General features: G+C 61.9%; 27 protein-coding genes and 1 pseudogene. 20 read left to right on the plus strand and 8 right to left on the minus strand.

Translation table 11 applies throughout. The features are described 5' to 3' along the window. The first annotated feature begins 50 nt into the window (after nt 1–50). Nucleotides 51–461 carry a cupin domain-containing protein gene (locus tag KRR38_RS00065; RefSeq protein WP_217397408.1) on the plus strand — a complete coding sequence of 137 codons (411 nt, stop codon included), beginning with the start codon at nt 51–53 and terminating at the stop codon, nt 459–461. A 128-nt stretch (nt 462–589) separates the two neighbouring features. Here the strand turns inward: KRR38_RS00065 and KRR38_RS37615 are convergent, their stop codons facing one another. Together KRR38_RS37615 and KRR38_RS00070 are read right to left on the minus strand one after the other, a co-directional pair. Further along, nucleotides 590–838, minus strand: coding sequence for a DMT family transporter (locus KRR38_RS37615; RefSeq protein WP_375293447.1), 249 nt, complete (start codon nt 836–838; stop codon nt 590–592). Next, a complete protein-coding gene (locus KRR38_RS00070) occupies nt 826–1,011 on the minus strand; it encodes a hypothetical protein (RefSeq protein ID WP_217397410.1) in 186 nt (61 codons plus the stop codon). Before KRR38_RS00070 ends, KRR38_RS37615 begins: the two co-directional genes overlap by 13 nt. 85 nt (nt 1,012–1,096) lie before the next feature. Between KRR38_RS00070 and KRR38_RS00075 the strand changes: the two genes are divergently transcribed. Beyond that, nucleotides 1,097–1,606 (plus strand): helix-turn-helix domain-containing protein, encoded by a 510-nt coding sequence (locus tag KRR38_RS00075; protein WP_217397413.1) that lies wholly within the window; start codon nt 1,097–1,099, stop codon nt 1,604–1,606. Nucleotides 1,607–1,759: 153 nt separating this feature from the next. Here the strand turns inward: KRR38_RS00075 and KRR38_RS35700 are convergent. Together KRR38_RS35700 and KRR38_RS00080 are read right to left on the minus strand one after the other, a co-directional pair. Continuing rightward, nucleotides 1,760–2,377, minus strand: a pseudogene (locus KRR38_RS35700) (PLP-dependent aminotransferase family protein); the annotation flags it as partial. Next, nucleotides 2,265–2,909, minus strand: a complete 645-nt coding sequence (locus KRR38_RS00080; protein ID WP_217397415.1) for a GntR family transcriptional regulator — start codon at nt 2,907–2,909, stop codon at nt 2,265–2,267. The gene KRR38_RS00080 and the pseudogene KRR38_RS35700, both read right to left, overlap by 113 nt. A gap of 89 nt (nt 2,910–2,998) precedes the next feature. On the opposite strand from KRR38_RS00080, the gene KRR38_RS00085 reads away from it, so the two are divergent. The 10 genes from KRR38_RS00085 (at nt 2,999) to KRR38_RS00125 (ending at nt 9,339) form a co-directional block, all read left to right on the plus strand. Then, the gene (locus tag KRR38_RS00085) at nt 2,999–3,736 is read left to right on the plus strand and encodes an HD domain-containing protein (protein WP_254514571.1); all 738 of its coding nucleotides are present in this window, start codon (nt 2,999–3,001) and stop codon (nt 3,734–3,736) included. A 63-nt stretch (nt 3,737–3,799) separates the two neighbouring features. Continuing rightward, nucleotides 3,800–4,174 carry a cupin domain-containing protein gene (locus KRR38_RS00090; protein ID WP_254514572.1) on the plus strand — a complete coding sequence of 125 codons (375 nt, stop codon included), beginning with the start codon at nt 3,800–3,802 and terminating at the stop codon, nt 4,172–4,174. A 20-nt stretch (nt 4,175–4,194) separates the two neighbouring features. Further along, on the plus strand, nt 4,195–4,650 hold the full coding sequence (locus KRR38_RS00095) for a carboxymuconolactone decarboxylase family protein (protein ID WP_217397417.1): 456 nt from the start codon (nt 4,195–4,197) through the stop codon (nt 4,648–4,650). Nucleotides 4,651–4,663: 13 nt separating this feature from the next. Beyond that, entirely contained in the window at nt 4,664–5,308 is a 645-nt protein-coding gene (locus KRR38_RS00100) for an HD domain-containing protein (protein ID WP_217397419.1), read from the plus strand. A gap of 117 nt (nt 5,309–5,425) precedes the next feature. Further along, nucleotides 5,426–6,343, plus strand: a complete 918-nt coding sequence (locus KRR38_RS00105; RefSeq protein ID WP_217397421.1) for an NADP-dependent oxidoreductase — start codon at nt 5,426–5,428, stop codon at nt 6,341–6,343. A gap of 115 nt (nt 6,344–6,458) precedes the next feature. Next, nucleotides 6,459–7,412: an AraC family transcriptional regulator gene (locus KRR38_RS00110; RefSeq protein WP_217397422.1), complete on the plus strand. Its 954-nt coding sequence runs from the start codon at nt 6,459–6,461 to the stop codon at nt 7,410–7,412. 131 nt (nt 7,413–7,543) lie between these two features. Continuing rightward, entirely contained in the window at nt 7,544–8,164 is a 621-nt protein-coding gene (locus KRR38_RS00115) for a nitroreductase family protein (protein WP_217397425.1), read from the plus strand. Nucleotides 8,165–8,201: 37 nt separating this feature from the next. After that, a complete protein-coding gene (locus tag KRR38_RS00120) occupies nt 8,202–8,747 on the plus strand; it encodes a carboxymuconolactone decarboxylase family protein (RefSeq protein ID WP_217397427.1) in 546 nt (181 codons plus the stop codon). A gap of 198 nt (nt 8,748–8,945) precedes the next feature. Continuing rightward, entirely contained in the window at nt 8,946–9,119 is a 174-nt protein-coding gene (locus KRR38_RS37620; RefSeq protein WP_375293448.1) for a DUF3788 family protein, read from the plus strand. After that, nucleotides 9,049–9,339: a DUF3788 family protein gene (locus KRR38_RS00125; RefSeq protein ID WP_375293401.1), complete on the plus strand. Its 291-nt coding sequence runs from the start codon at nt 9,049–9,051 to the stop codon at nt 9,337–9,339. Before KRR38_RS37620 ends, KRR38_RS00125 begins: the two co-directional genes overlap by 71 nt. Before the next feature lie 197 nt (nt 9,340–9,536). Here the strand turns inward: KRR38_RS00125 and KRR38_RS00130 are convergent, their stop codons facing one another. Then, the gene (locus KRR38_RS00130) at nt 9,537–9,998 is read right to left on the minus strand and encodes a hypothetical protein (protein ID WP_217397429.1); all 462 of its coding nucleotides are present in this window, start codon (nt 9,996–9,998) and stop codon (nt 9,537–9,539) included. A gap of 1,347 nt (nt 9,999–11,345) precedes the next feature. On the opposite strand from KRR38_RS00130, the gene KRR38_RS00135 reads away from it, so the two are divergent. The 6 genes from KRR38_RS00135 (at nt 11,346) to KRR38_RS00160 (ending at nt 14,426) form a co-directional block, all read left to right on the plus strand. Next, the gene (locus KRR38_RS00135; protein ID WP_217407050.1) at nt 11,346–12,395 is read left to right on the plus strand and encodes a rod shape-determining protein; all 1,050 of its coding nucleotides are present in this window, start codon (nt 11,346–11,348) and stop codon (nt 12,393–12,395) included. A gap of 113 nt (nt 12,396–12,508) precedes the next feature. After that, nucleotides 12,509–12,766, plus strand: coding sequence for a hypothetical protein (locus tag KRR38_RS00140; RefSeq protein WP_217397431.1), 258 nt, complete (start codon nt 12,509–12,511; stop codon nt 12,764–12,766). Between the two features lie 280 nt (nt 12,767–13,046). After that, a complete protein-coding gene (locus tag KRR38_RS00145) occupies nt 13,047–13,256 on the plus strand; it encodes a hypothetical protein (RefSeq protein WP_217397433.1) in 210 nt (69 codons plus the stop codon). A gap of 101 nt (nt 13,257–13,357) precedes the next feature. Beyond that, nucleotides 13,358–13,705 (plus strand): low affinity iron permease family protein, encoded by a 348-nt coding sequence (locus KRR38_RS00150; RefSeq protein WP_217397435.1) that lies wholly within the window; start codon nt 13,358–13,360, stop codon nt 13,703–13,705. Beyond that, complete coding sequence (locus tag KRR38_RS00155) at nt 13,686–14,030, plus strand: hypothetical protein (protein WP_217397437.1); 345 nt, start codon at nt 13,686–13,688, stop codon at nt 14,028–14,030. The genes KRR38_RS00150 and KRR38_RS00155 overlap by 20 nt, the downstream gene beginning before the upstream one ends. A 99-nt stretch (nt 14,031–14,129) precedes the next feature. After that, a complete protein-coding gene (locus KRR38_RS00160) occupies nt 14,130–14,426 on the plus strand; it encodes a hypothetical protein (protein WP_217397439.1) in 297 nt (98 codons plus the stop codon). Nucleotides 14,427–14,461: 35 nt separating this feature from the next. Here KRR38_RS00160 and KRR38_RS00165 read toward each other — a convergent pair whose 3' ends face one another. Then, entirely contained in the window at nt 14,462–15,244 is a 783-nt protein-coding gene (locus tag KRR38_RS00165; RefSeq protein WP_217397441.1) for an N-formylglutamate amidohydrolase, read from the minus strand. Between the two features lie 16 nt (nt 15,245–15,260). Here KRR38_RS00165 and KRR38_RS00170 point away from each other — a divergent pair, with 16 nt between their 5' ends. Both KRR38_RS00170 and KRR38_RS00175 read left to right on the plus strand, forming a co-directional pair. Further along, complete coding sequence (locus tag KRR38_RS00170) at nt 15,261–16,178, plus strand: transglutaminase family protein (RefSeq protein ID WP_217397443.1); 918 nt, start codon at nt 15,261–15,263, stop codon at nt 16,176–16,178. Beyond that, complete coding sequence (locus KRR38_RS00175; RefSeq protein ID WP_217397445.1) at nt 16,179–17,000, plus strand: transglutaminase family protein; 822 nt, start codon at nt 16,179–16,181, stop codon at nt 16,998–17,000. A 67-nt stretch (nt 17,001–17,067) separates the two neighbouring features. Here the strand turns inward: KRR38_RS00175 and KRR38_RS00180 are convergent, their stop codons facing one another. Next, a complete protein-coding gene (locus KRR38_RS00180; protein WP_254514575.1) occupies nt 17,068–17,637 on the minus strand; it encodes a GNAT family N-acetyltransferase in 570 nt (189 codons plus the stop codon). After that, the gene (locus tag KRR38_RS00185; RefSeq protein WP_217397447.1) at nt 17,588–18,823 is read right to left on the minus strand and encodes an FAD-binding oxidoreductase; all 1,236 of its coding nucleotides are present in this window, start codon (nt 18,821–18,823) and stop codon (nt 17,588–17,590) included. The genes KRR38_RS00180 and KRR38_RS00185 overlap by 50 nt, the downstream gene beginning before the upstream one ends. Nucleotides 18,824–18,852 lie beyond the last annotated feature (29 nt).

Below are 18,852 nucleotides of genomic sequence, written 5' to 3' on the forward strand. Positions count from 1 at the left end.
GCCTTCCGTCCAATCTCGGGATCCGGCGCGCGACTTTCAGGATCATCGTGATGAAGGGCTATATTGAGGCTTTGCTCGCCGCTACGGTTGTCACGTTCTCCGCCCCGTCTGGAGCGCAGGTTTCCCCTGGAGGTGTCACGCGCACGGATCTTCAACGTCACGATCTCTCGATTGCCGGGCATGAGACAGTTCAGGCGCGGATTGATATTGCCCCCGGCGCTGTCGCGCCGTGGCACAGACATCCTGGTGAAGAGGTGATCTACATAATCGAGGGGACGCTCGAATATCAGCTTGAGGGACACCAGCCCGTCACGCTGAAGGCAGGACAGATTCTCTTCGTCCCCGCTGGCGTGGCGCATATGGCGCGCAACCGCGGGAGTACCAATGGCGCGGAACTCGCGACCTATATCGTGGAAAAGGGCAAGCCACTTCTCGTGCCCGCGCCCGACATCACGCCCTGATACCGTAGGAAGTCCCAGCTTATTTGGCTTGGCGGTCAGTGCCGACAAAGCCGACATTCAGCCGGCGCTACCCGCTCCCTGAAAGCGGTCATTCGTTCATGCCGCATCTCTGCTGCCTTGCGCTGAAATTACTTGGGTGGGCGTGAAGGTGCCAAGTCCAGCGCTTGTCCATTTCCGACGAGCTTTAGCCCGATCACGCCTGCGAGGATCAGTGCGATGGACAAGATCTTGAGGGGCGACGCGGACTCACTCAAGAGTGCGATGCCGATGATTGCGGTGCCTGCCGCACCGATACCCGTCCGCACAGCGTAGCCGGTCCCAACCGGTAAAGTGCGGAGCGCGTTCGAGAGAAGGACGACACTCGTCAGACCCGTAATGACGGTGAGAGCCGCGGGAGGCCCGCGCCGGCACGTTGGCCGTAGTAAGTGGCCATCATGGCGTTGGGAATGTCGCCTTCGGATGTCCGGGTGCGGGTCATCGGCGGCATGGCGATGCGGTTCTTGAGCGGAACGATGCCGCCAAGCAGATGGGGCTCGAACAAGTCTGTCATTGCATTTTCCTTCGATCAGATTTGATCGGAGGTTCACTTTCCGGCGGCCGCGACCATCTACACACCGTTTGGTAAGTGGTGGCCTATGAAGCTCATCAACAGATTGCCCGGCCTGCCCGCGGAACGTGCGCTCAAGATCCTTTCGGGGCGCTGGAAAGCGGTGCTCCTGCACACGCTGCTGGAGGGGCCTCAACGTACTTGCGACTTGCAGAACCGGATCGCCGGCATTTCGCAGAAAGTCTTGATCGAGCAGCTTCGGGCGTTCGAGGAGCATGGCATGCTGGTGCGACAAGACTGCGCCGTCCACGAGCAAGGGGTCGAGTATCTTCTGACCCCGCTTGGCCAAAGCATGCGGCCCATCCTGGAAGCGTTGATCGACTGGCGCGCGCATCACGCCCATGAGGTGGGTGAGGGCCACCGCCTGTTCCCCTGCGAAGCCGTCGTAGGGGCTCGGACGGCAAAGGAGGGTTCAAGCGCGCCCGCGAGCTTCGAAGCGGTCGATGACGTCGAAGAGCCTGCCGCAGGTCAGGTCGATGTTTCGCGTCGGCGCCGTCGCGACGCCAAGCAGCAGGCCGGTCCCGGCGTTGTCGGCTGAGGCATACCAGGCCGAGAGCGGTGAAGGTGATATGCCGAAGGCAAGGAGTTCGCGGGCGACAGCAACATCCGGGACGCCGCGCGGCAATCTGAGCAGAACGGCAAGGCCGGGCGCAGCGAGTTGATTCGCGTCAGCGCTCATGCTCAGGCAATCGAGGATCGCCTGCCGCTTGGCAGCGTAGGCGCGCTTCGTTCGGCGCAGGTGCCGCATGTAGTGGCCCTCGCGGATGAACTCTGCCGTCGCGCGTTGCAGCGCGGGCGCCGGGGCTGGTGCCAGGCAGGCGGCAATGTCGGCGAACCGGGAGGTCAGCTCGACCGGCGCGATAAGGAAGCCGAGCCGAAGGCTTGGGCTGATCGTCTTGCTGAATGATCCGATGTGGATGACCCTGCCGTCCCGATCGAGCGACGCGAGTGCCGGCGCTGCCCTGCCAGCCAGTTGCAGTTCGCTGAGATAGTCATCCTCAATGATCCAGGCGGAATTGGCGGCAGCCCATTCGAGCAGGCGGAGCCGGCGCTCGAGTGAAAGCGTGAAGCCGAGCGGTGCCTGCTGGCCCGGGGTCACGAGTGCTAGCTTGGCATCGCGATGGTCCCGGATGCCGCGATCGATGTCGATACCGTCAGCATCCACAGGTATCGGGGCGACGCTGAGGCCTGCGAGCTCAAGGCCCTTTCGGGACCACGGAAAGCCTGGCTCTTCGAACCAAGCTGTCCGGCCCGCGAGCTTGAGGACGCTGAGCGCGAGGCCAAGCCCGCCTGAGAAGCCGGCCGTGATGAAGACCTGGGACGGCAGGCAGGTGATCCCCCCGCGCGACGGCGAGATAGCCGGCGATTTCGCGTCTCAGTTCCAATTCGCCGCGGGGATCGGGGTAGAGCGGGGCCGAGCTTGCCTCCGCGCGGACCGATTGCGCGCGGAGCCGAGTGAACAGGGTCGCGGGGAAGGTGTCGGTCGCAGGAATGCCCATCTGGAAGAGCGCTGGGCCCTGCGTCATCTCCTGATACAGGCCGATGAACCCGCCTTCATCCGGTGGCGTTGCGGAATGAATGATCGCGCGCGGCCGCCGGGCGACGCGTGTCCCCGCCGCACGCGAGGCTTCGATCAGCTGGGCCGCCGAGAGTTTCTCATAGGCGGTCCGTACAGTCCCGCGCGCGACGCCGAGTTGGGCGGCGAGATCCTGCCATGAAGGGAGGCGAGCGCCCGGTTCCAGGACGCCGCCCTCGATCGCTGCGACGATACCGCATCGTATCTGTTCGGCCAGAGGCGTCCTCGCCGAGCGATCAAGGGCGAGTTCGAAGGGTTCGGTCATGCCGGCGTGGTCCAGCCTTTATTGGGGTTCTTGGTGCTTTTCTGTAGCCCAAGTGGGGCGCATCTTGAACGGGTAGTTGGAGAAAGCCCATGAAAGGCCTCGGCATCCTTGCTGCCGGTTGTGCAGTCCTCAGCCTCGCGATCGCAAGGCCCACGCCCGCAGATGCGGCGGAGGCCGCCACGGTCGGCGATCTGTCGGAAGTCGCCATTCCCGCCAGCCCATTGGCGCGCGACGCGGCTGAGGCCGTGCGCAGCGCCGAAGGCGAATTCCTCTATCAGCACTCGGTACGCGTCTATTACTGGGCGGCTCTGGCCGGCAGGCGCAAGGGCCTGAAGTTCGACCCCGAACTGCTCTACATCGCGGCCATGTTCCACGATTTCGGCCTGACTGCCGGCTATGGTGGCAGCCACCTGCGCTACGAGGTCGACGGTGCGAACGCGGCCCGAGACTTCCTGCGGAAACATGGCGTCTCGGAAGCCGAAAGCCAGAAGATGTGGTTCGCGATCGCGCTGCACACGACGAACGGGGTCTCGCCGCATCTGCATCCGATCGCCGCATTGCTTGCGGAAGCTGCGAACATGGATCTGGTCGGCGCCGGCTACAACGACTTCACCGCCGCCCAGCGGAGCGCCGTCGATGCAGTGCATCCCCATCCTCCGCGATTTGCCGAGGATTTCCTGCAGACGCTCTACGACAGCCTCAAGCATCGGCCCGAGACGACCCAGGGCACCGGCCTTGCCGACGTTATGGCCTACAAGGATCCCGATTTCCGCCGCCGGGACTTCAGCAGCCTGATGCTGAAGTCGCCCTGGGCCGCCGCAAAGTGACCATTGGAAGGAGAATGCCGATGACGCCCCGCACCCTCGTCACTGCCTTTGCCTGCGCTGCTCTTGCGATCGCGGGGGCCAGCCGCGGCGCATGACGGCCGCGCCGAAACTGTCACGCCAAAATTCGACCAGGCGATCCCGAACATCCCGGGAAAGTCGCTGGTCGCGGTCGAGGTTGACTACGCGCCGGGTGCGGCCTCTCCGCCGCACGCCCATGCCAAGTCCGCTTTTATCTTCGCCTATGTCGTCGCGGGCGCGATCGAGTCAAAAGTGAACGACGGCGATACGCGGGTCTATCGCGCCGGCGAGAGCTGGTCCGAGCCGCCAGGCGCGACCCACAGCGTCAGCCGCAATGCCAGCAGCAGCAGTCCCGCCAGGCTGCTCGCAGTCTTCGTCGTCGATTCCGATGACAAAACGCTCACCACCCCCTTGAAGTAGGACCGAAGAGGAGCGAACCTATGTCGCAGAGACTGGACTATAACCGGGTCGCACCCGGCGGCGCCAAGGCGCTGGGCGGGGTCTATGCCTACGTCATGCAGAGCGGCCTCGACGCCGAGCTGGTGGATTTGGTCTACTTGCGGGTCTCCCAGATTAACGGCTGCGCCTATTGCCTCGACATGCACACGCGCGACCTCGTCAAAAAGGGTGTTAAGATCGAGAAGCTGGCGCTGGTTCAAGCCTGGCGCGAAGGTGGCAGCCTGTTCACCGAGGTGGAACGCGCCGCCCTGGCCTGGGCCGAGAGCGTAACCCTCGTCGCTGAGACGGGCGTGCCGGACAGCGCCTATGAAGCCGCGCGCTCCGTGTTCGACGAGAAGCAACTCGTCGACCTCACGATCGCGATCAGCCTGATGAACGGCTACAACCGCATGGCAATCAGCTTCCGCAACAGGCCGCAGGCGGTCCACGAAAGCTGATGGGGGCGGAGCCATGACGATCGCCGAAAGAGCGGGGATGAAGATTCCAGACAGCAAGCTCGCACGCGAGGTGACGCAGTTCATCCGCGACACGGAAAGCGACCTGCTCTTCCGCCATTCCCAGCGCGTCTACTGCTGGGGCGCCCTTATGGGCGCGCGGACCGGTCTCAGCTTCGATCCGGAACTGCTCTATGCCGCGGCGATGTTCCACGACATCGGCCTTACCGAGCACTACGGACATAGCCATCATCGCTTCGAAGTGGACGGGGCCAATGCGGCCCGCGATTTCCTGAGGCAGCGCGGGATCTCCGAGCGCAATGTCGAGACGGTATGGAACGCCGTTGCGCTCCATACGACGCCGGGCATCCCGGAATTCATACGCCCCGAGATCGCGCTGGTGCAGGCAGGCGCCGGAATGGACGTCGCTGGCCGTGGCTACGAGACGTTCACGGATGCCCAGCGCGATGCGGTCGTCGCTGCCTTTCCGCGCGAGGACGACTTCAAGCACGGGATCATCGACGCCTTCTATCAGGGCATGAAGCATCGCCCGGACAGCACGTTCGGAACGTTCAACGACGATGTGCTGGCGTTCAAGGATCCGCAGTTCCGGCGGATCGACATGTGCAGCGTAATCCTGGCTTCAAGCTGGAGTGGCTGATGCGACCTGTGCTGGTAGCCCAGTCGTAGTGCAGGAATTTTCCGCGTTCTTGGTCCTTTCCCTTGATCCAGCGAGTGCCATCTTGGGTTCGAAAAATTGACCGAGGAGAGTATGGCCATGAAGGCGATCGTGGTGACGGACCTAGCTGCTGGAACGGCAGGGATGAAGCTGGTGGAACGGCCTGCGCCGCAACCGTCGATAAACGATGTCGTCGTTCAGATTCATGCAGCGGGCTTCGTCAACACGGAGCTCGATTGGCCTTCTACCTGGACGGACCGCCTGGACCGCGACCGGACGCCTTCGATCCCCGGGCACGAACTGGCCGGCGTGGTCACCGCTCTCGGCTACGGCACGACAGGGCTATCGGTAGGGCAGCGGGTGTTCGGCCTTTCGGATTGGTCGCGCGACGGCACTCTGGCGGAGTACGCGGCAATCGAGGCGCGCAATCTCGCGCCGCTGCCGGGTGATGTCGATTTTGCGACAGGAGCGAGTCTGCCGATCTCGGGCCTGACGGCGTGGCAGGGATTGGTCGTGCACGGCCAGCTTCGGGCAGGGCAGGCGGTCGTAGCGCATGGCGCGGCGGGGGCGGTCGGCTCAATGGTGACCCAACTCGCACGTGAGCTAGGGGCTTATGTCATCGGCACGGGGCGCGGCGCCGATCGCCAGGCTGCGCTCGATTTCGGAGCCAATGAATTCGTCGATCTCGACAACGAGCGACTGGAAGATGTCGGCGAAGTCGATCTCGTGTTCGATCTCATTGGCGGCGATATTGCCGCACGATCGGCGCGCTTGGTTCGGGCCGGTGGGACGCTGGTGTCCATTGTCGGACCGTCCGACGTACGACCGAAAGAAGGTTTGGCGATCGATTTCGTCGTTGAGGCCGATCGGGCCCAACTGACCGAGATCGTCCAGCGGGTCAGGGACGGGCGGCTGCGGACAAACATTGGCATGGTTGTGCCTCTGGAAGAGGCTGTCGTTGCCTTCAATCCGACCAAGAGGCGACCAGGCAAGACGGTCATTTGCGTTCACCCTTGAGGGCGCGGAAGGGGGACGGCTCCTGCCGCGCAGAATGGCGTCGTCCTCCCCGCGGTCCGCATGCGGCGAAGCGGGCTAAGCGCTGCGCCTCAACGCTTCGCCTTTCCGAGGTCTTATGTCGCAAGTCGACTGGTTGAGCACACTCCTTCAGATGATCACGATCAGCGGCCGGATCGAGGTGCGCTGCGCCTACGGCGCGCCATGGCGCGTGGCTTGGGACCGAGCTCCCGCCCGCGAGATTCCCTATCACGTCGTCCTCAAGGGAAAGGCCATTATCGAAGATCCGGAAGGCAGGACCGTCAGAGAGCTGGCAGGCGGAGATATCGTCCTGTTGCCACATGGTTCGTCGCACGTGCTTCACGATGGCAGCGGAAATGCGCCTGCCCCGACGCACGAGCGCTTCGTGGCAGGACTGATGGTCAGCGAAAACGACAGCCATGGCGAGCCACTCGACATGTTGTGCGGCCGGTTCCTCGTCGGGCCACCGCACGATCGCCTGATCCGCAGCTACTTGCCAACGAATCTGATCGTTCGGGCCGGAAACGACGATGATCCTCCTGGCGCTGTCCCGGCGTCTACGCAGCTGGCCGACCTCGTCGGGCTGATGCGGATGGAGTCCGCCGGTGACAAGGCCGGAGCCCAAGCCGTCCTGAACTCACTCTCTTCGGCGCTTTTTGCTCTGGTGCTTCGAGCGGCAAGCGCATCGAACCAGGTTTCCGAAGGTCTCTTGGCGCTAGCTGGTCACGTTCGTCTCGCTCCCGCCATTTCGGCGATGTTCGCCGACCCGGCGCGCGCCTGGAGCCAGCCAGACCTGGCAGGCCTATGCGGCATGTCGCGCGCGACCTTCGTTCGCCACTTCCAGGACAAGCTCGGGCGCTCAGCCGCCGACCTGTTGATCGACATTCGCATGAGCCTAGCGGCAAACGAGCTGAAGAAGCCTGGGGTTGGCACTGAAGCCGTCGCCGATCTGGTCGGGTATCAATCCGTTTCAGCTTTTCGGCGCGTTTTTAGCGCGACCATGGGCATGACGCCCGGCCAATGGCGTCGTCAGGCACGCGAAACCGCGTAGCCTTTTGTGGGCATCGAATGACTCCGGCAATTTTGAGCGTTCGGAGCACTTATTTGAGCCGTTCGCGTCTCGAAGGAAATGGCTGCCCGCGGTTAGAAATGGCCCGTCAAATCCATGAATAGGAATGTGCCATGACAAACCAGGTTATAGAAAACATTCTCGGTCGAAGTGCGGCCAAGTATTATGATCCGACGGCGGTGCTCAGTGACGAGCAAATTCGTGAACTCGTGCGCATCGGAACTTCTGCGCCGACTTCATTCCATCTGCAGAACTGGCGCTTCATCGCCGTCCGAACGCCGGAGGCGAAAGCGCGCCTCAGTCCGATCGCCTGGAGCCAGCCGCCGATCACCGAAGCAGCGGTCACCTTCATCATCATCATCGGCCAACTAGCCGATGCCAGCGTCGTTCCGCATCGCCTGGCTCCTGTCGTCGAGGCAGGCATCATGCCGGCGCATCTGATCCCCGAATGGGAAAATCCGGCGCGAGGTCTCTACGACAGCAATGCGCAGCTCCAGCGGGACGAGGCAATCCGCACCGCCACCTTTGGCGCCGCCGCGATAATCTACGCTGCTCGCTCACTCGGCTGGGGATCGACACCGATGATTGGGTTCGACTTCGATGCGGTGTCCCGCGAGTTCAGTCTCGCCGACAACGAGGTGCCGGCGCTGCTCTTGTCCGTAGGGCCTGAGCGTCAGGGGAACTGGCCGCAGAAGCCGCGGCTCCCGGTGCTCGACGTCCTCCATTTCGCATAATTTTCCGACAGTAACTCAATATCTTCAGGAGACCACCATGCCCCGCACTACCGCACTGCGCCCGGAACACATCCCGGCCGAATCCAGGCCCGCGCTCGACACCTTCACCAAAAATATTGGCTTCACGCCCAACATGATGACGGCCTTCGCGCATAGCCCGATCGCCTTCAATGCGTGGGCGACACTGCTCGGATCGCTCAGCAAGGCGCTCGACGTGAAGACCCGCGACAGCATCGGCCTCGCCGTGTCCGAAGTGAATGGCTGCAATTACTGCCTGACCGTTCACAGCTACACGGCCGAGCACATGGCGAAACTGCCGGAAGACGAGATCATTCTCGCTCGAAAAGGCCATGCCAGCGAGCCGAAGCGGGATGCCGCCGTCCAATTCGCGCGCAAGGTCATCGAAACTCGTGGTCACGTCACGGACGCCGACTTGGAGGCCGTCGTCGGCGCCGGTTACACCCATGCCAATGTGATGGAGATCGTTGCTCTGGTCGCGATGTTTTCGCTGACGAACTTCTTCAACAATGTCTTCGACCCCGAGAAAGACTTTCCGGCTGTCTGGCCAGCAGGCTCACTCTGACCGGAACTGTCCCCCGTAGCATCCGTCGTTCGTCGGAGGCTACGGGGTCGTGGGACTTGCCACTTACGCACGTCGGAACGCGAACGTGTCGCCGGCGCGGGTGGACGTAAACACGAAATGACGGAAGCAATAGAGATGGAAGATGCACCTCGCATCGGTGCGAGGATCACCGACAAATCGGCAATACCCGATGACGAAATGGTCCATTCTTGGATCGGAACTGAGGCATTCGCATATTGGCTCGAACTGCGGGCCTGGATCGAGCAATTCTACCCTGGCCTTTTCATGCCTGAATGGTTGTATGGCGGGCAGAACAAGGGCTGGTCGCTTCGTTACAAAAACATCAAGGCCTTCTGCACCTTTTGTCCCTGAATACAGGCAACTTTCTGCGATTGTGGTGCTGGGCGGCGTGGAACGCGAGAAGTTCGACGATCGGCGGTCGCGCTGGCGCCCGGAACTGGTGAAAATCTATGACGAGGCCAAAATATATCCTGACGGGAAATTTCTGACCGTGCCAATTTCATCAACGGAAGATAGTCAGGAACTCAGGGAGCTTTTGGCGATGAAGCGTCCTCCCATCTTGCCCGGCTGAAATGCCGCAAGTCTGAAGCAAGATCCGCCGACATAGCAGACATCCGACGGCGCAAATTGCGTCCCTGAAAGCTGTCGGATATTCACGGCGTCCGGAGCTTCCAGCGCGGTGATCATTGCCAACATAGCAGTCATCGCGTCGGGCACTCGCGCGTTGAGCAGTCGTAGTGTTGAAAGGGGGGATCAGGGTGCGGCTCTTCATTTCTCGTAGAAGTAGTAGCAGCCGACCAAGGTCGTCTTGTCGTTCGGTTCATCATAGGACATCAGCATGACAGTCCGCTGTTCTGCGATCGAGAGTTCACACGTTCGCATTCCGTCGCTGGCTTCGCAGCCTTGGAGCGGCTTGCCGAGATCTCGCTCAAGCGCCTGCTTGGCCACGTCGAATGACGCATCGACCATGACTGAAAAGCCCAGGCCCATGCCGATACTCTCCGGGAACACCTGGGTGACCTTAAGCCCACCGACAGACATGGCCGACTTTGGCGTGAAAAACGCGTCATTTTCGCTGTGCGTGAAGTCCGAACGCAGAAAGGCGCCGAAACTTTGTAACTTGGCAGGCGCGATGCTCTTCCAGTCCAGCCAGGAGTCACGGCACAGCGCGAGATTTTCGATCCCGGGGTCGCTTGTACTCCAGGCCGGCGCGGCCACGGGCAGAACCATGAGTATCGTCCCTACTCGCCATGCGCATTTCATGATCGTTGGTCCTCAGCCAGGCGCGGCGGCGAATGCCCGGGTTTTGGCTACACGTGCGACATTAAATCTGCGAGGAAATTGCAGAACTCCCTGCAGTCAGCCTTTCAGGCACCAGAATATCTGAATGCCGCAACGATGATCGGGTAGGAAGTTGCCAGAGAGCTGGCGGCAAAAAGACCCATCGACGTCCAGTACCAGAACGGGCCTTGCTGCCTCGTGATGGCGCTTCCCGCGGTCCCCTTTCTTAAGCCCTCAAACAGGCAGAACACACTCAGCGCAGCACCGGCCGTCCACGCGGGCAACTCTCCATCAGCCCCGGCCTGCCGAGCCTTCCTCAGGCTGAGAACAGGAGCGACGACCGACTAGCGAAGCCGCGTTCAAATCCGTGAGCACGGGGTGCCCTGCCCTTGAGGCCGTCGACCTACCGGTTCCCTGTACAAGCTGCCTTTTCAAGGCGAGCTTGGATGATGCGTGAGACTTGTGTCGCCAACAATTCCCACGCCTTGGCAGCTGCGAGATGCTTCTCGCGAACGTTTTCGAGGACTTCGGTCTTGGCTGCAGCGCGAGCATGCATTGCACGGGCCAAACATTCCTTGGGGTTTTCGGTCTCAGGCCATCTCCAGTCGGCGCATAAATTGCGCCTTCGGATCGACTCCGATTGGCCTCGCGCCTCGCCCCGCGACAATCCCCGAATACCTGGGCGCTGCCTTGCGCTGTGCGATGTGCCAGACGCCGCGCCGGCCGTGACTGACGGTGCATTGGTAGGATCCGTCACGGTAGACATCGGTCTCACCAAGCGCTGAGCGCATGGCGATTTCCAGGATGGATGAGGCGCTAACGGCATCAAACTCGATGCATCTTAGCTGGTTATTCAATGGTATCAGCTTGAAGTGAGCCACTGCACCGCTTCCCTTTTTGGGCGGGAGCACGAGCGATGTCTCTCAGGCGCCGGCATGCCGAATCGGAGCTGGCGATAGCGCTCAGTACACCTACCGAAGGCTAAAGGCACGCGGTTGCTGCAGTGCGGCAGAATGGGCGGCGCAGCGTCGGGAGCGCGACGGGCACTATCGGCCGACCCACCCCGATTTTGGCCCCGACGGCTTCTCGGAAAGCCTGCCAATCTTCAACGCCTGTAATGGCATTTTGCCTCGAAAGGCCGATTGAGCGCGCTATCTCCGGCCAGAGCGAGTAGGCGGTACCGGCGGCCGGATATCGCAACCGATGCGAGCGGCGCGTTTCCTGCCTGGCACATTGTCACCGGCCGCGATTGTGGCTGTCGAGCCAGTTTTCATCTTTGAGAGATCTCACGCCGCAATGTCGATATTAGATTTGTTCTCCCTAACGCCGGCCGGCCTGGCCATCGATCTTGGTACCGCAAACACCGTTGTTTATGTGAAAGGTACGGGAGTAGTTCTTGCCGAGCCATCGGTCGTTGCCATCGAGACCGTCGATGGGATCGAGCGTGTCCTGGCCGTGGGCGAAGATGCCAAGCTGATGATGGGCAAGACACCCGAGAACATCAAAACGGTTCGACCCCTGCGCAACGGTGTTATCTCCGATCTCGAAGTCGCAGAGCAGATGATCAAGCACTTCATCGGCAAGGCGCTGGGGCGACAGGGTTTCTTTCATGTTGGGCCTGAAATCGTCATCTGCGTGCCTTCCGGTTCAACCCAGGTGGAGCGCCGGGCCATTCGCGATGCTGCCTCAAACGCGGGCGCCAGAAAGGTGTGGTTGATCGATGAACCCATGGCGGCTGCGATCGGGGCAGATTTGCCGGTTACGCATCCCGTGGGATCTATGGTCGTCGATATCGGCGGCGGGACGACCGAGGTCGGAGTGATCTCGATCGGCGGCATGAACATGAGCATGTCGGCCCGGGTAGGCGGCGACAGCATGGATGAGGCCATCACGCTGCATGTTCGCAGGCATCACAATCTCCTGATCGGGGAGGCGACCGCGGAGCGTGTTAAGAAGACGCTGGGAGCGGCGATGGTCGACGACGCTGCCGCGGCCAAGCCAACGACGGCGCTGATCAAGGGCCGCGATATAGGGCAGGGCAGACCCAAAGAGATCGCTATCACCCAGGTCGAAATCGCAGACGCTCTGGCCGATTGCGTCGGCCAGATCGTTCAGGTCGTTCGCAGCACGCTTGAAAGCACGGCGCCGGAGATCGCAGCGGATATCATCGAAGGTGGTATCATCCTGACGGGAGGAGGCTCGCTTCTCACCGGGATCGATACAGTTCTGGCCCTCGCCACCGGGCTGCCTGTCCGCGTCGCGGATAACCCGCTCAATTGTGTAGCGATCGGAGCGGGCCGGACGCTTGAGGACCCAGTCTATCAGAGCGTACTCCATGGTGCCTAAAATGGTGCCGGAGAACCGATCGCTTGATCTGCGGCTCGACGGCGAAGGCATCATTTCGTGCATCGGCCCGGCGTGCCAACTATGCTTCCGCAAAGGGACGTGAAGGGTACTCCATGGCCAAGCTGCAACTGAAAATCGGCGATCTCGTCCGGCGTGATCCGGGAGACGTTTGGCGCATCCTCTCGATACCCGCCGGCTACAATCCGGTTACAGACCGAGCAGAATGTCTTTGCGAGCGGCCGCCTCTTGGTTGGCTCCAGCCCGATGGAAAGCGCGGTACGCCTTGGGCAAAGCAAGGGCGAACAGAGCGCTTCGATATTTCGGATCTCAAGCTTCTCGACACGGATACGCTCGAGCGGCCGCAGGATTGAGGCAGTTTTGCACTTCGTCGCGAAAGGCAAATTCGCTGGTCAGCTGAACGTGAGGTCGATCTGCGCCCACATTGCTGCTGTTCGAAGGTCAATTTCATTCTCTCGAAAGCTGCCACCCCTTCAGTCGTCTCGGCCGAGGTGCGCCAGCAAGCCAGACGCGGCCAGACTTCGGATCTATCCGATCATATTTGCCTACGGCTCGACGCATGGTGGACGGCCTCGGAACATGCGCTGGAATCGCCAGTTTAGTGATGCAGGGCATTGCCAGTGGGAGCGAGCTATGAAGAAGCTTATCGGAACATTGGCGTTGATTTCTGCGGTCGGCATTTCCGGATCTGCTGAGGCCAAAGGTGCGGTTAAGGGGGCAGTCGTGGGCGCTGCCGCCGGTCACATGGTTGGGCACGGCCATGCGGTGGCAGGGGCCGCCGCGGGCGCGGCAATCGGACATCACCACGCAAAGGTAAAGGCGCGCAAAGCCGCGGCGGCCTGATCTCCTGCATCAACATTGTCGATTTCGTAGCTCGGTAGCGTCGCTGGCGTTTTGCTGCGGCCCTGAACGTCCGGGACTGGCGAAGCAGCTAGGACAAACCTGTGCGCAAGCTATTTGACCGCCTGACGGCTGGGTGTGCTCGATTCACCGGCCGGCCAGCGATGTTTGGAATTTGCATTCTCCTGGCACTCATAGGCGTCGCAGCCTATGTTTCAGGCGACGATCACTTCTTGAATGGCGCTAACCTCGGCCTCAGCGTTGTCACTTTGCTATTGCTGCCGATCCTCCAGGCCACACAAAATCGCGACGGCGCGGCTCTCCAGGCAAAGCTGGATGAGCTAATCAAATCGAACATCCATGCCCGAGACGCGCTCATTGGGCTCGAAAGCAAAGGCGAACAGGAAATCGAAGCGCTACGCCAGAGCGTCGTTGATCCGGCGCGAGAATAGCGTGCGCCACTTCGCGCCGCTGGTCCCTGGAATGGTCGGCGCCCTATGCGTTTCGAGCGGGAACGCAGCATTTGCAGACGACAAGGCGCCACCATCGTTCTCTCTTTCGCTGCGCGATACGCTGGATGGCTGGGACAATGCAGCCGGGCGTGTGACACGCGGCGCCGACGTCCTGAATAAACTGCAGGTGGCCGCCACGCTCCAAGGCGATCAGTTTGCATTGGACGGTCTGAGTACTCATCGCCAGATATTTCTGGAAGGCAGGGCCTGGATTAGGCATGTTGATTGTGCGGCAGTGAGTTCGAGCGTGATTGGCGCGGGTTGATGCTTCAGTTGGTTCCACCACTGGCGTTGGAACTGTGACCTGTATCCCGTCGTTGTATGAGCAGATGACGATCACAGCCTGGACTCAGCAATGCACACGATGACAGATGCCGACCGAGAAGCGGCAAATGCACTCCGCGAGATATTGGCGGATATCTCAGGGTTCTGGCACCGAGCCGGCGATGATAGTCCGCTCTGCCAGGCCATGGCGCGACATCGTATGGAAGCCGAGCATCGCCTTGCCGATAAACTTGCACCTTTTGTGACCGTTCCTCCGCCCGCAAAGGCCGCGCCGGCCTACGAGCAAACTGTCAGATCGGTGCAACAGGAAATGATATCGCTGCCGCGCTTTCACGGACCGGTGCTGGCGCACGCGCACAGGGGAATCAAATCCTAAACGCCGTCTATTGGAGGACTAAGCATCGGGTCTGCTCAAACATCGGGAGAGGCTTTCGCTTCCTCCATCGCTTGCGCCAAAATCCGGGCGATACGCTCCCATCCCCGCTCGTCGAAAATCTCGTTCTGTCTTATCTCGAGTTCGACGTATGGAATTTTCGCCGCGAAGGCATGGCTTGGAACGGTGAAATCGGTTTCGTCCATCCGGTAGGGCTCGTTGTCTCCGATCGTCAAACCCTCGATGGATTGTAGGGACGCAAGCACAGCTTGGGCGAAACGCGTGTTGCCTTCCGAATGCAGCACGCCGATTTCCCAAGGCCTGTCGATTTCGCCAAGCCGCGGCGTGAAGCTGTGGAGCGATACCAGGATTGTCGCCCGTCCAGCGGCGTTACGCTCGGCGAGCAGGCCCGCGATCGCCGCGTGATAGGGAAGAAATATCGCGTCGATGCGCTCCTGCGCGCTCCGCAGGGACAAGCCGATGTTGCCAGGAATGGCCGTTCCATCGCAGACCTGCGCAATCGAACCCCCATGGCCGACTTGGCGATTGCAGTCGATGACGAGCCGCGAATAGCGCTGCTCGACGAACGGCGCGTCGAGGATCGCAGAGAGCCGCTGACCGAGACGCGACACCCCGATGTCGAGTGCGATGTGTCGGCTGAGCTCCTGCGCGGCGAGGCCGAGGTTGTCGAGGCGTTCGGGGACCAAATTACCGGCGTGATCGCCCAGCAGCAGGAACAATGAACTTCCGCTGCGGTTAGTGATCCTGACCGGCGCAGCATCCCGAAAAGTGAGCAAGCCGCGGCTCGAACTGCTTGTCATGCTTCGTGGATTTCCGATGCCTTTGGTAAACCTGTCACACGTCACCACCTATACCTACAGCCAGCCGGTGCGTTTCGGCGAGCATAGGCTCATGGTGCGTCCGCGCGAGAGCTATGACCAGCACCTCCTGACCGCCGAGCTTGCAATCGATCCGGAGCCAAGCTCCGTTCGTTGGCTCCACGACGTCTTCGGCAATGCGGTGGCCATCGCCACCTTCGATCACCGCGCCGACTATCTGCGGATCGAGAGTACTGCCCGCCTAATCCACCATCCGAGCGAGCTCGAGGACGTTCACATCGAGGAATACGCGCGAACCTATCCCTTCACCTACTCTTCTGAAGAAATGCCGGATCTCCTACGCTCGATCGAGCGCCAGCATCTGGATCCGGCCCGCGCGATCGATACCTGGGCCAGGCGCTTCGTCGGCGCCCCCGACGCGAGCACGCTCGCCATGCTCACCGACATGACGAGCGCGATAAAGCGAGAGTTTACCTACTTGCCGCGCTATCAGAAGGGTACTCAGACGCCGCTCGAAACGCTGGAGCGCAAGACCGGCACTTGCCGTGACTACGCAATGCTGATGATCGAGGCCGTGCGCGCGCTCGGCCTCGCTGCGCGGTTCGTCTCGGGCTACGTCTACAATCCCTCGGGCCGTCGCCGGCGGCTCGGCGGCGGCAACACCCATGCTTGGGTGCGCGTCTACCTACCGGGATCGGGCTGGGTGGAGTTCGACCCGACCAACGCGATCACCGGCACAAGCGGCCTCATCCGCGTCGCGGTCGCGCGCGACATCTATCAGGCTATCCCTGTCTCCGGGACGTGGTCGGGTTTTCCCGGAAGCTACCTCGGCATGGACGTTTCGGTCGATGCCCATGTCGAGATCTCAGAGCCGTCCGGCTCGACCCCGCCAACCCTGTCTTCTGGAGTTTCCTGAATGCTCATCCGGGCCGGCTACAACATCCGTTTGGAAAGCGACGTGGCGACGCCGATGCTGGCGGCGCTCAGCATTCACCCCTCGCGAAACAAGGATCTGCGCACACCGCATCGGATCGTCACGACGCCGGAGGTGCCGATCTACGACTATATCGACCAGTTCGGGAATATCTGCTCGCGCGTGACGATCCCAAGCGGCGGGCTGACCTTGGCCTGCGATTTCACCATTGAGGACGATGGACAGCCGGATCCTGCCGCACCGGACGCGATCCAGCATGCGATCGAGGATCTGCCCGATGACATCCTCGTCTACTTGCTCGCCAGCCGCTACTGCGAAACCGACCGGCTCGCCGAGACAGCCTGGTCGCTATTCGGTGCCACGCAGCCCGGTTGGGTCCGTGTGCAGGCGATAGTCGCTTTCGTGCATGATCATATCGAGTTCGGCTACCATCACGCGCGGTCGTCGCGCACGGCTTGGGAAGGCTATCAGGAGCAGATCGGCGTCTGCCGCGACTTCGCGCACCTGGCGATTACCCTGTGCCGCTGCATGAATATCCCCGCGCGTTATTGCACCGGCTATCTCGGTGATATCGGCGTACCGGCGGTCGACGCACCAATGGACTTCTCTGCCTGGTTCGATGTCTATTTGGGCGGTGAATGGTACACTTTCGATGCGCGCCATAACGCACCGCGGATCGGTCGCATCCTGATGGCGCGGGGGCGGGATGCGACTGACGCAGCTCTGACCACCACCTTTGGGCCGACAAGTCTTGCCAATTTTGAAGTCCATACAGATGAGGTCGCCGGGGATAATTTACGCTAGGCCAAGTTTGGCCGATGGCAGTTCACCCAGGCGATCTCACAGGCGGAATTCGGGTAAGACCATGTGCTCAGGCACCAAGGGTTCGGGTCATATATGTTGCGCCCGCGCCGTAGCTGGCGAGCTTCTCCCTCATTGCAGGTTCGTCAGCCTCCGCAAATCCCGCTTTGGCCCAGAAGGCGGTGGCGTCATTGACTGCGACAAGCGCGATCGCGCGCCAACCGTCGCGGCGTGCCTGATCGGCTAACCGGTCGATGATGATCCGCGTGAGGTTCTTGCCCTGCGCCTCGCGGAGAAGAGCCAGATCATGCAGATAGAGCACCTCGGCGTCGTTCGGGAGGGCTTGGACCAGGCTATTGAGCGGCGGCGCGCTTCGCGCCGTCCACGGATAGGCAATGAGGTACCCCAGCATCCTGCCGGTTCCCTCGTCGAGTACGAAGCATCCCTGAGGAAAGAGCTTAAGCCGCTCGGCAAAGCAGCGCCTGTCCTCGAAGTGATCAGGAAAGGCTTCGCGAGCAACGCGAATGACACCATCGAGATCACTGATCGCCATTTCGCGCCAGAAGGCCTCGCTTGCCGGCCCTCCCATATCAAAAGCCGGTTTTCGCGCTGAACCGGTAGGGATCAAAGCAGGCTGCATCAGGATCGATCCGTCCGGCGAAGCCCTCGGACAGCAGATCGGCCGCGAGCGCCGCAAATGCGATGCCGTTGCCGCCGAAGCCGGCGGCAAGCCAGACACGGTGCATATGGGCGGCACGTCCGATGGCAGGGAGGCCGTCGGGAGAACTGCCGAAAGTCGCCGACCACGCGCTATCGACGGGCAGCGGGTCCGAACCCAGCAAGGCAGCAAGCTTGGCGGCGATCGTGCCGGCCTTGGTTCCGATCAAGGCATCGCGTCGTTGGGCATCGATCACGCTTTCGTCCTCGCCGCCGGCGATGACCCGGCCCTCGGCATCCACGCGGATATAGAGATAGGGATCCGATGCCTCCCAGATCATGGCATTCTCGCGCCACAGCGGCGCAGTGCCCGGGGATGTGGCCATGACGAATGTCGAAAGGAGTTTGAACTGCGACGGCAGAAACAGCGTCGCACGCTCATAGCCGCTGGCTAAGACCACCTGACGCGCCTCTAGCCTATTCCCCTCGGCCAGCGAGAGGGTCACGCCCTGTTCGTGCTCGTCCATCGCGATGACGTCGCAGGGGTAGTGGACCCGCGCGCCGCGCGCTCTCGCGATATCGAGCATCCCGTGCGCCAGTTGCACCGGATCGACTTCGAAGCCGCCATCGGAAACGATCGCCGCGCGCGGCCGAATGCCGAAGCGCCGTGCGACCGCATCGCCATCCAGAAAGGCGCTGGGCAAACCATGACGCTCGTGGAACGCCGCCTCTCGTCGCAGGCCGTCCGCATCGAGCTGGCCGCCCGCAAGATAGACGGTGGGGCGATCTAGCCGCGCGCAATCGATCCCGAGCGCGTCGATCCGATCGGCGAGACCGCGAACCGCGTGGTAGACGCGCGTCCAGCGCCGCGCGGCTTCCGCCTCTCCGATATCCGCCGCAAGCGTGCTCATCGGAACGTCCATCGCCCACATCGATTCGGCCGTCGAAGCTGCGGTGCTCCCCATTCCGGAAGGGCGACGGTCGAGCACTACTACCGAATGTCCCTCGGCGCTGAAGCGTTCGGCGAGGATCGAACCCATGACGCCCGAGCCGATGACGGCGACGTCGCTTCGCCCATCCGCCAGCGGATCGGCCCGAGGAATGTCCCAGGCATCCTCATTCCACGACGGGCGCCCGCCGCGTAGATCCCGGGATTCGGTCAGGGTCACAGGCGCTGTGCCAGGCGTGCGAATTCGAT

It is taken from the genome of Novosphingobium sp. G106 (assembly GCF_019075875.1).
In the GTDB taxonomy this organism is placed as follows: Bacteria; Pseudomonadota; Alphaproteobacteria; order Sphingomonadales; family Sphingomonadaceae; genus Novosphingobium.

Bases quoted from the DNA above. Each gene is read 5' to 3' on its own strand.
- KRR38_RS00140 (WP_217397431.1), top strand. From the start codon at position 12,509: ATGGCCAAGCTGCAACTGAAAATCGGCGATCTCGTCCGGCGTGATCCG.
- KRR38_RS00165 (WP_217397441.1), bottom strand. From the start codon at position 15,244: ATGACAAGCAGTTCGAGCCGCGGCTTGCTCACTTTTCGGGATGCTGCG.
- KRR38_RS00110 (WP_217397422.1), top strand. From the start codon at position 6,459: ATGTCGCAAGTCGACTGGTTGAGCACACTCCTTCAGATGATCACGATC.
- KRR38_RS00105 (WP_217397421.1), top strand. From the start codon at position 5,426: ATGAAGGCGATCGTGGTGACGGACCTAGCTGCTGGAACGGCAGGGATG.
- KRR38_RS00130 (WP_217397429.1), bottom strand. From the start codon at position 9,998: ATGGTTCTGCCCGTGGCCGCGCCGGCCTGGAGTACAAGCGACCCCGGG.
- KRR38_RS00175 (WP_217397445.1), top strand. From the start codon at position 16,179: ATGCTCATCCGGGCCGGCTACAACATCCGTTTGGAAAGCGACGTGGCG.
- KRR38_RS00170 (WP_217397443.1), top strand. From the start codon at position 15,261: ATGCCTTTGGTAAACCTGTCACACGTCACCACCTATACCTACAGCCAG.
- KRR38_RS00180 (WP_254514575.1), bottom strand. From the start codon at position 17,637: ATGCAGCCTGCTTTGATCCCTACCGGTTCAGCGCGAAAACCGGCTTTT.
- KRR38_RS00095 (WP_217397417.1), top strand. From the start codon at position 4,195: ATGTCGCAGAGACTGGACTATAACCGGGTCGCACCCGGCGGCGCCAAG.
- KRR38_RS00120 (WP_217397427.1), top strand. From the start codon at position 8,202: ATGCCCCGCACTACCGCACTGCGCCCGGAACACATCCCGGCCGAATCC.
- KRR38_RS00065 (WP_217397408.1), top strand. From the start codon at position 51: ATGAAGGGCTATATTGAGGCTTTGCTCGCCGCTACGGTTGTCACGTTC.
- KRR38_RS00135 (WP_217407050.1), top strand. From the start codon at position 11,346: ATGTCGATATTAGATTTGTTCTCCCTAACGCCGGCCGGCCTGGCCATC.
- KRR38_RS00115 (WP_217397425.1), top strand. From the start codon at position 7,544: ATGACAAACCAGGTTATAGAAAACATTCTCGGTCGAAGTGCGGCCAAG.
- KRR38_RS00125 (WP_375293401.1), top strand. From the start codon at position 9,049: ATGGCGGGCAGAACAAGGGCTGGTCGCTTCGTTACAAAAACATCAAGG.
- KRR38_RS00075 (WP_217397413.1), top strand. From the start codon at position 1,097: ATGAAGCTCATCAACAGATTGCCCGGCCTGCCCGCGGAACGTGCGCTC.
- KRR38_RS00085 (WP_254514571.1), top strand. From the start codon at position 2,999: ATGAAAGGCCTCGGCATCCTTGCTGCCGGTTGTGCAGTCCTCAGCCTC.
- KRR38_RS00160 (WP_217397439.1), top strand. From the start codon at position 14,130: ATGACAGATGCCGACCGAGAAGCGGCAAATGCACTCCGCGAGATATTG.
- KRR38_RS37620 (WP_375293448.1), top strand. From the start codon at position 8,946: ATGGTCCATTCTTGGATCGGAACTGAGGCATTCGCATATTGGCTCGAA.
- KRR38_RS00080 (WP_217397415.1), bottom strand. From the start codon at position 2,909: ATGACCGAACCCTTCGAACTCGCCCTTGATCGCTCGGCGAGGACGCCT.
- KRR38_RS00100 (WP_217397419.1), top strand. From the start codon at position 4,664: ATGACGATCGCCGAAAGAGCGGGGATGAAGATTCCAGACAGCAAGCTC.
- KRR38_RS00070 (WP_217397410.1), bottom strand. From the start codon at position 1,011: ATGACAGACTTGTTCGAGCCCCATCTGCTTGGCGGCATCGTTCCGCTC.
- KRR38_RS00145 (WP_217397433.1), top strand. From the start codon at position 13,047: ATGAAGAAGCTTATCGGAACATTGGCGTTGATTTCTGCGGTCGGCATT.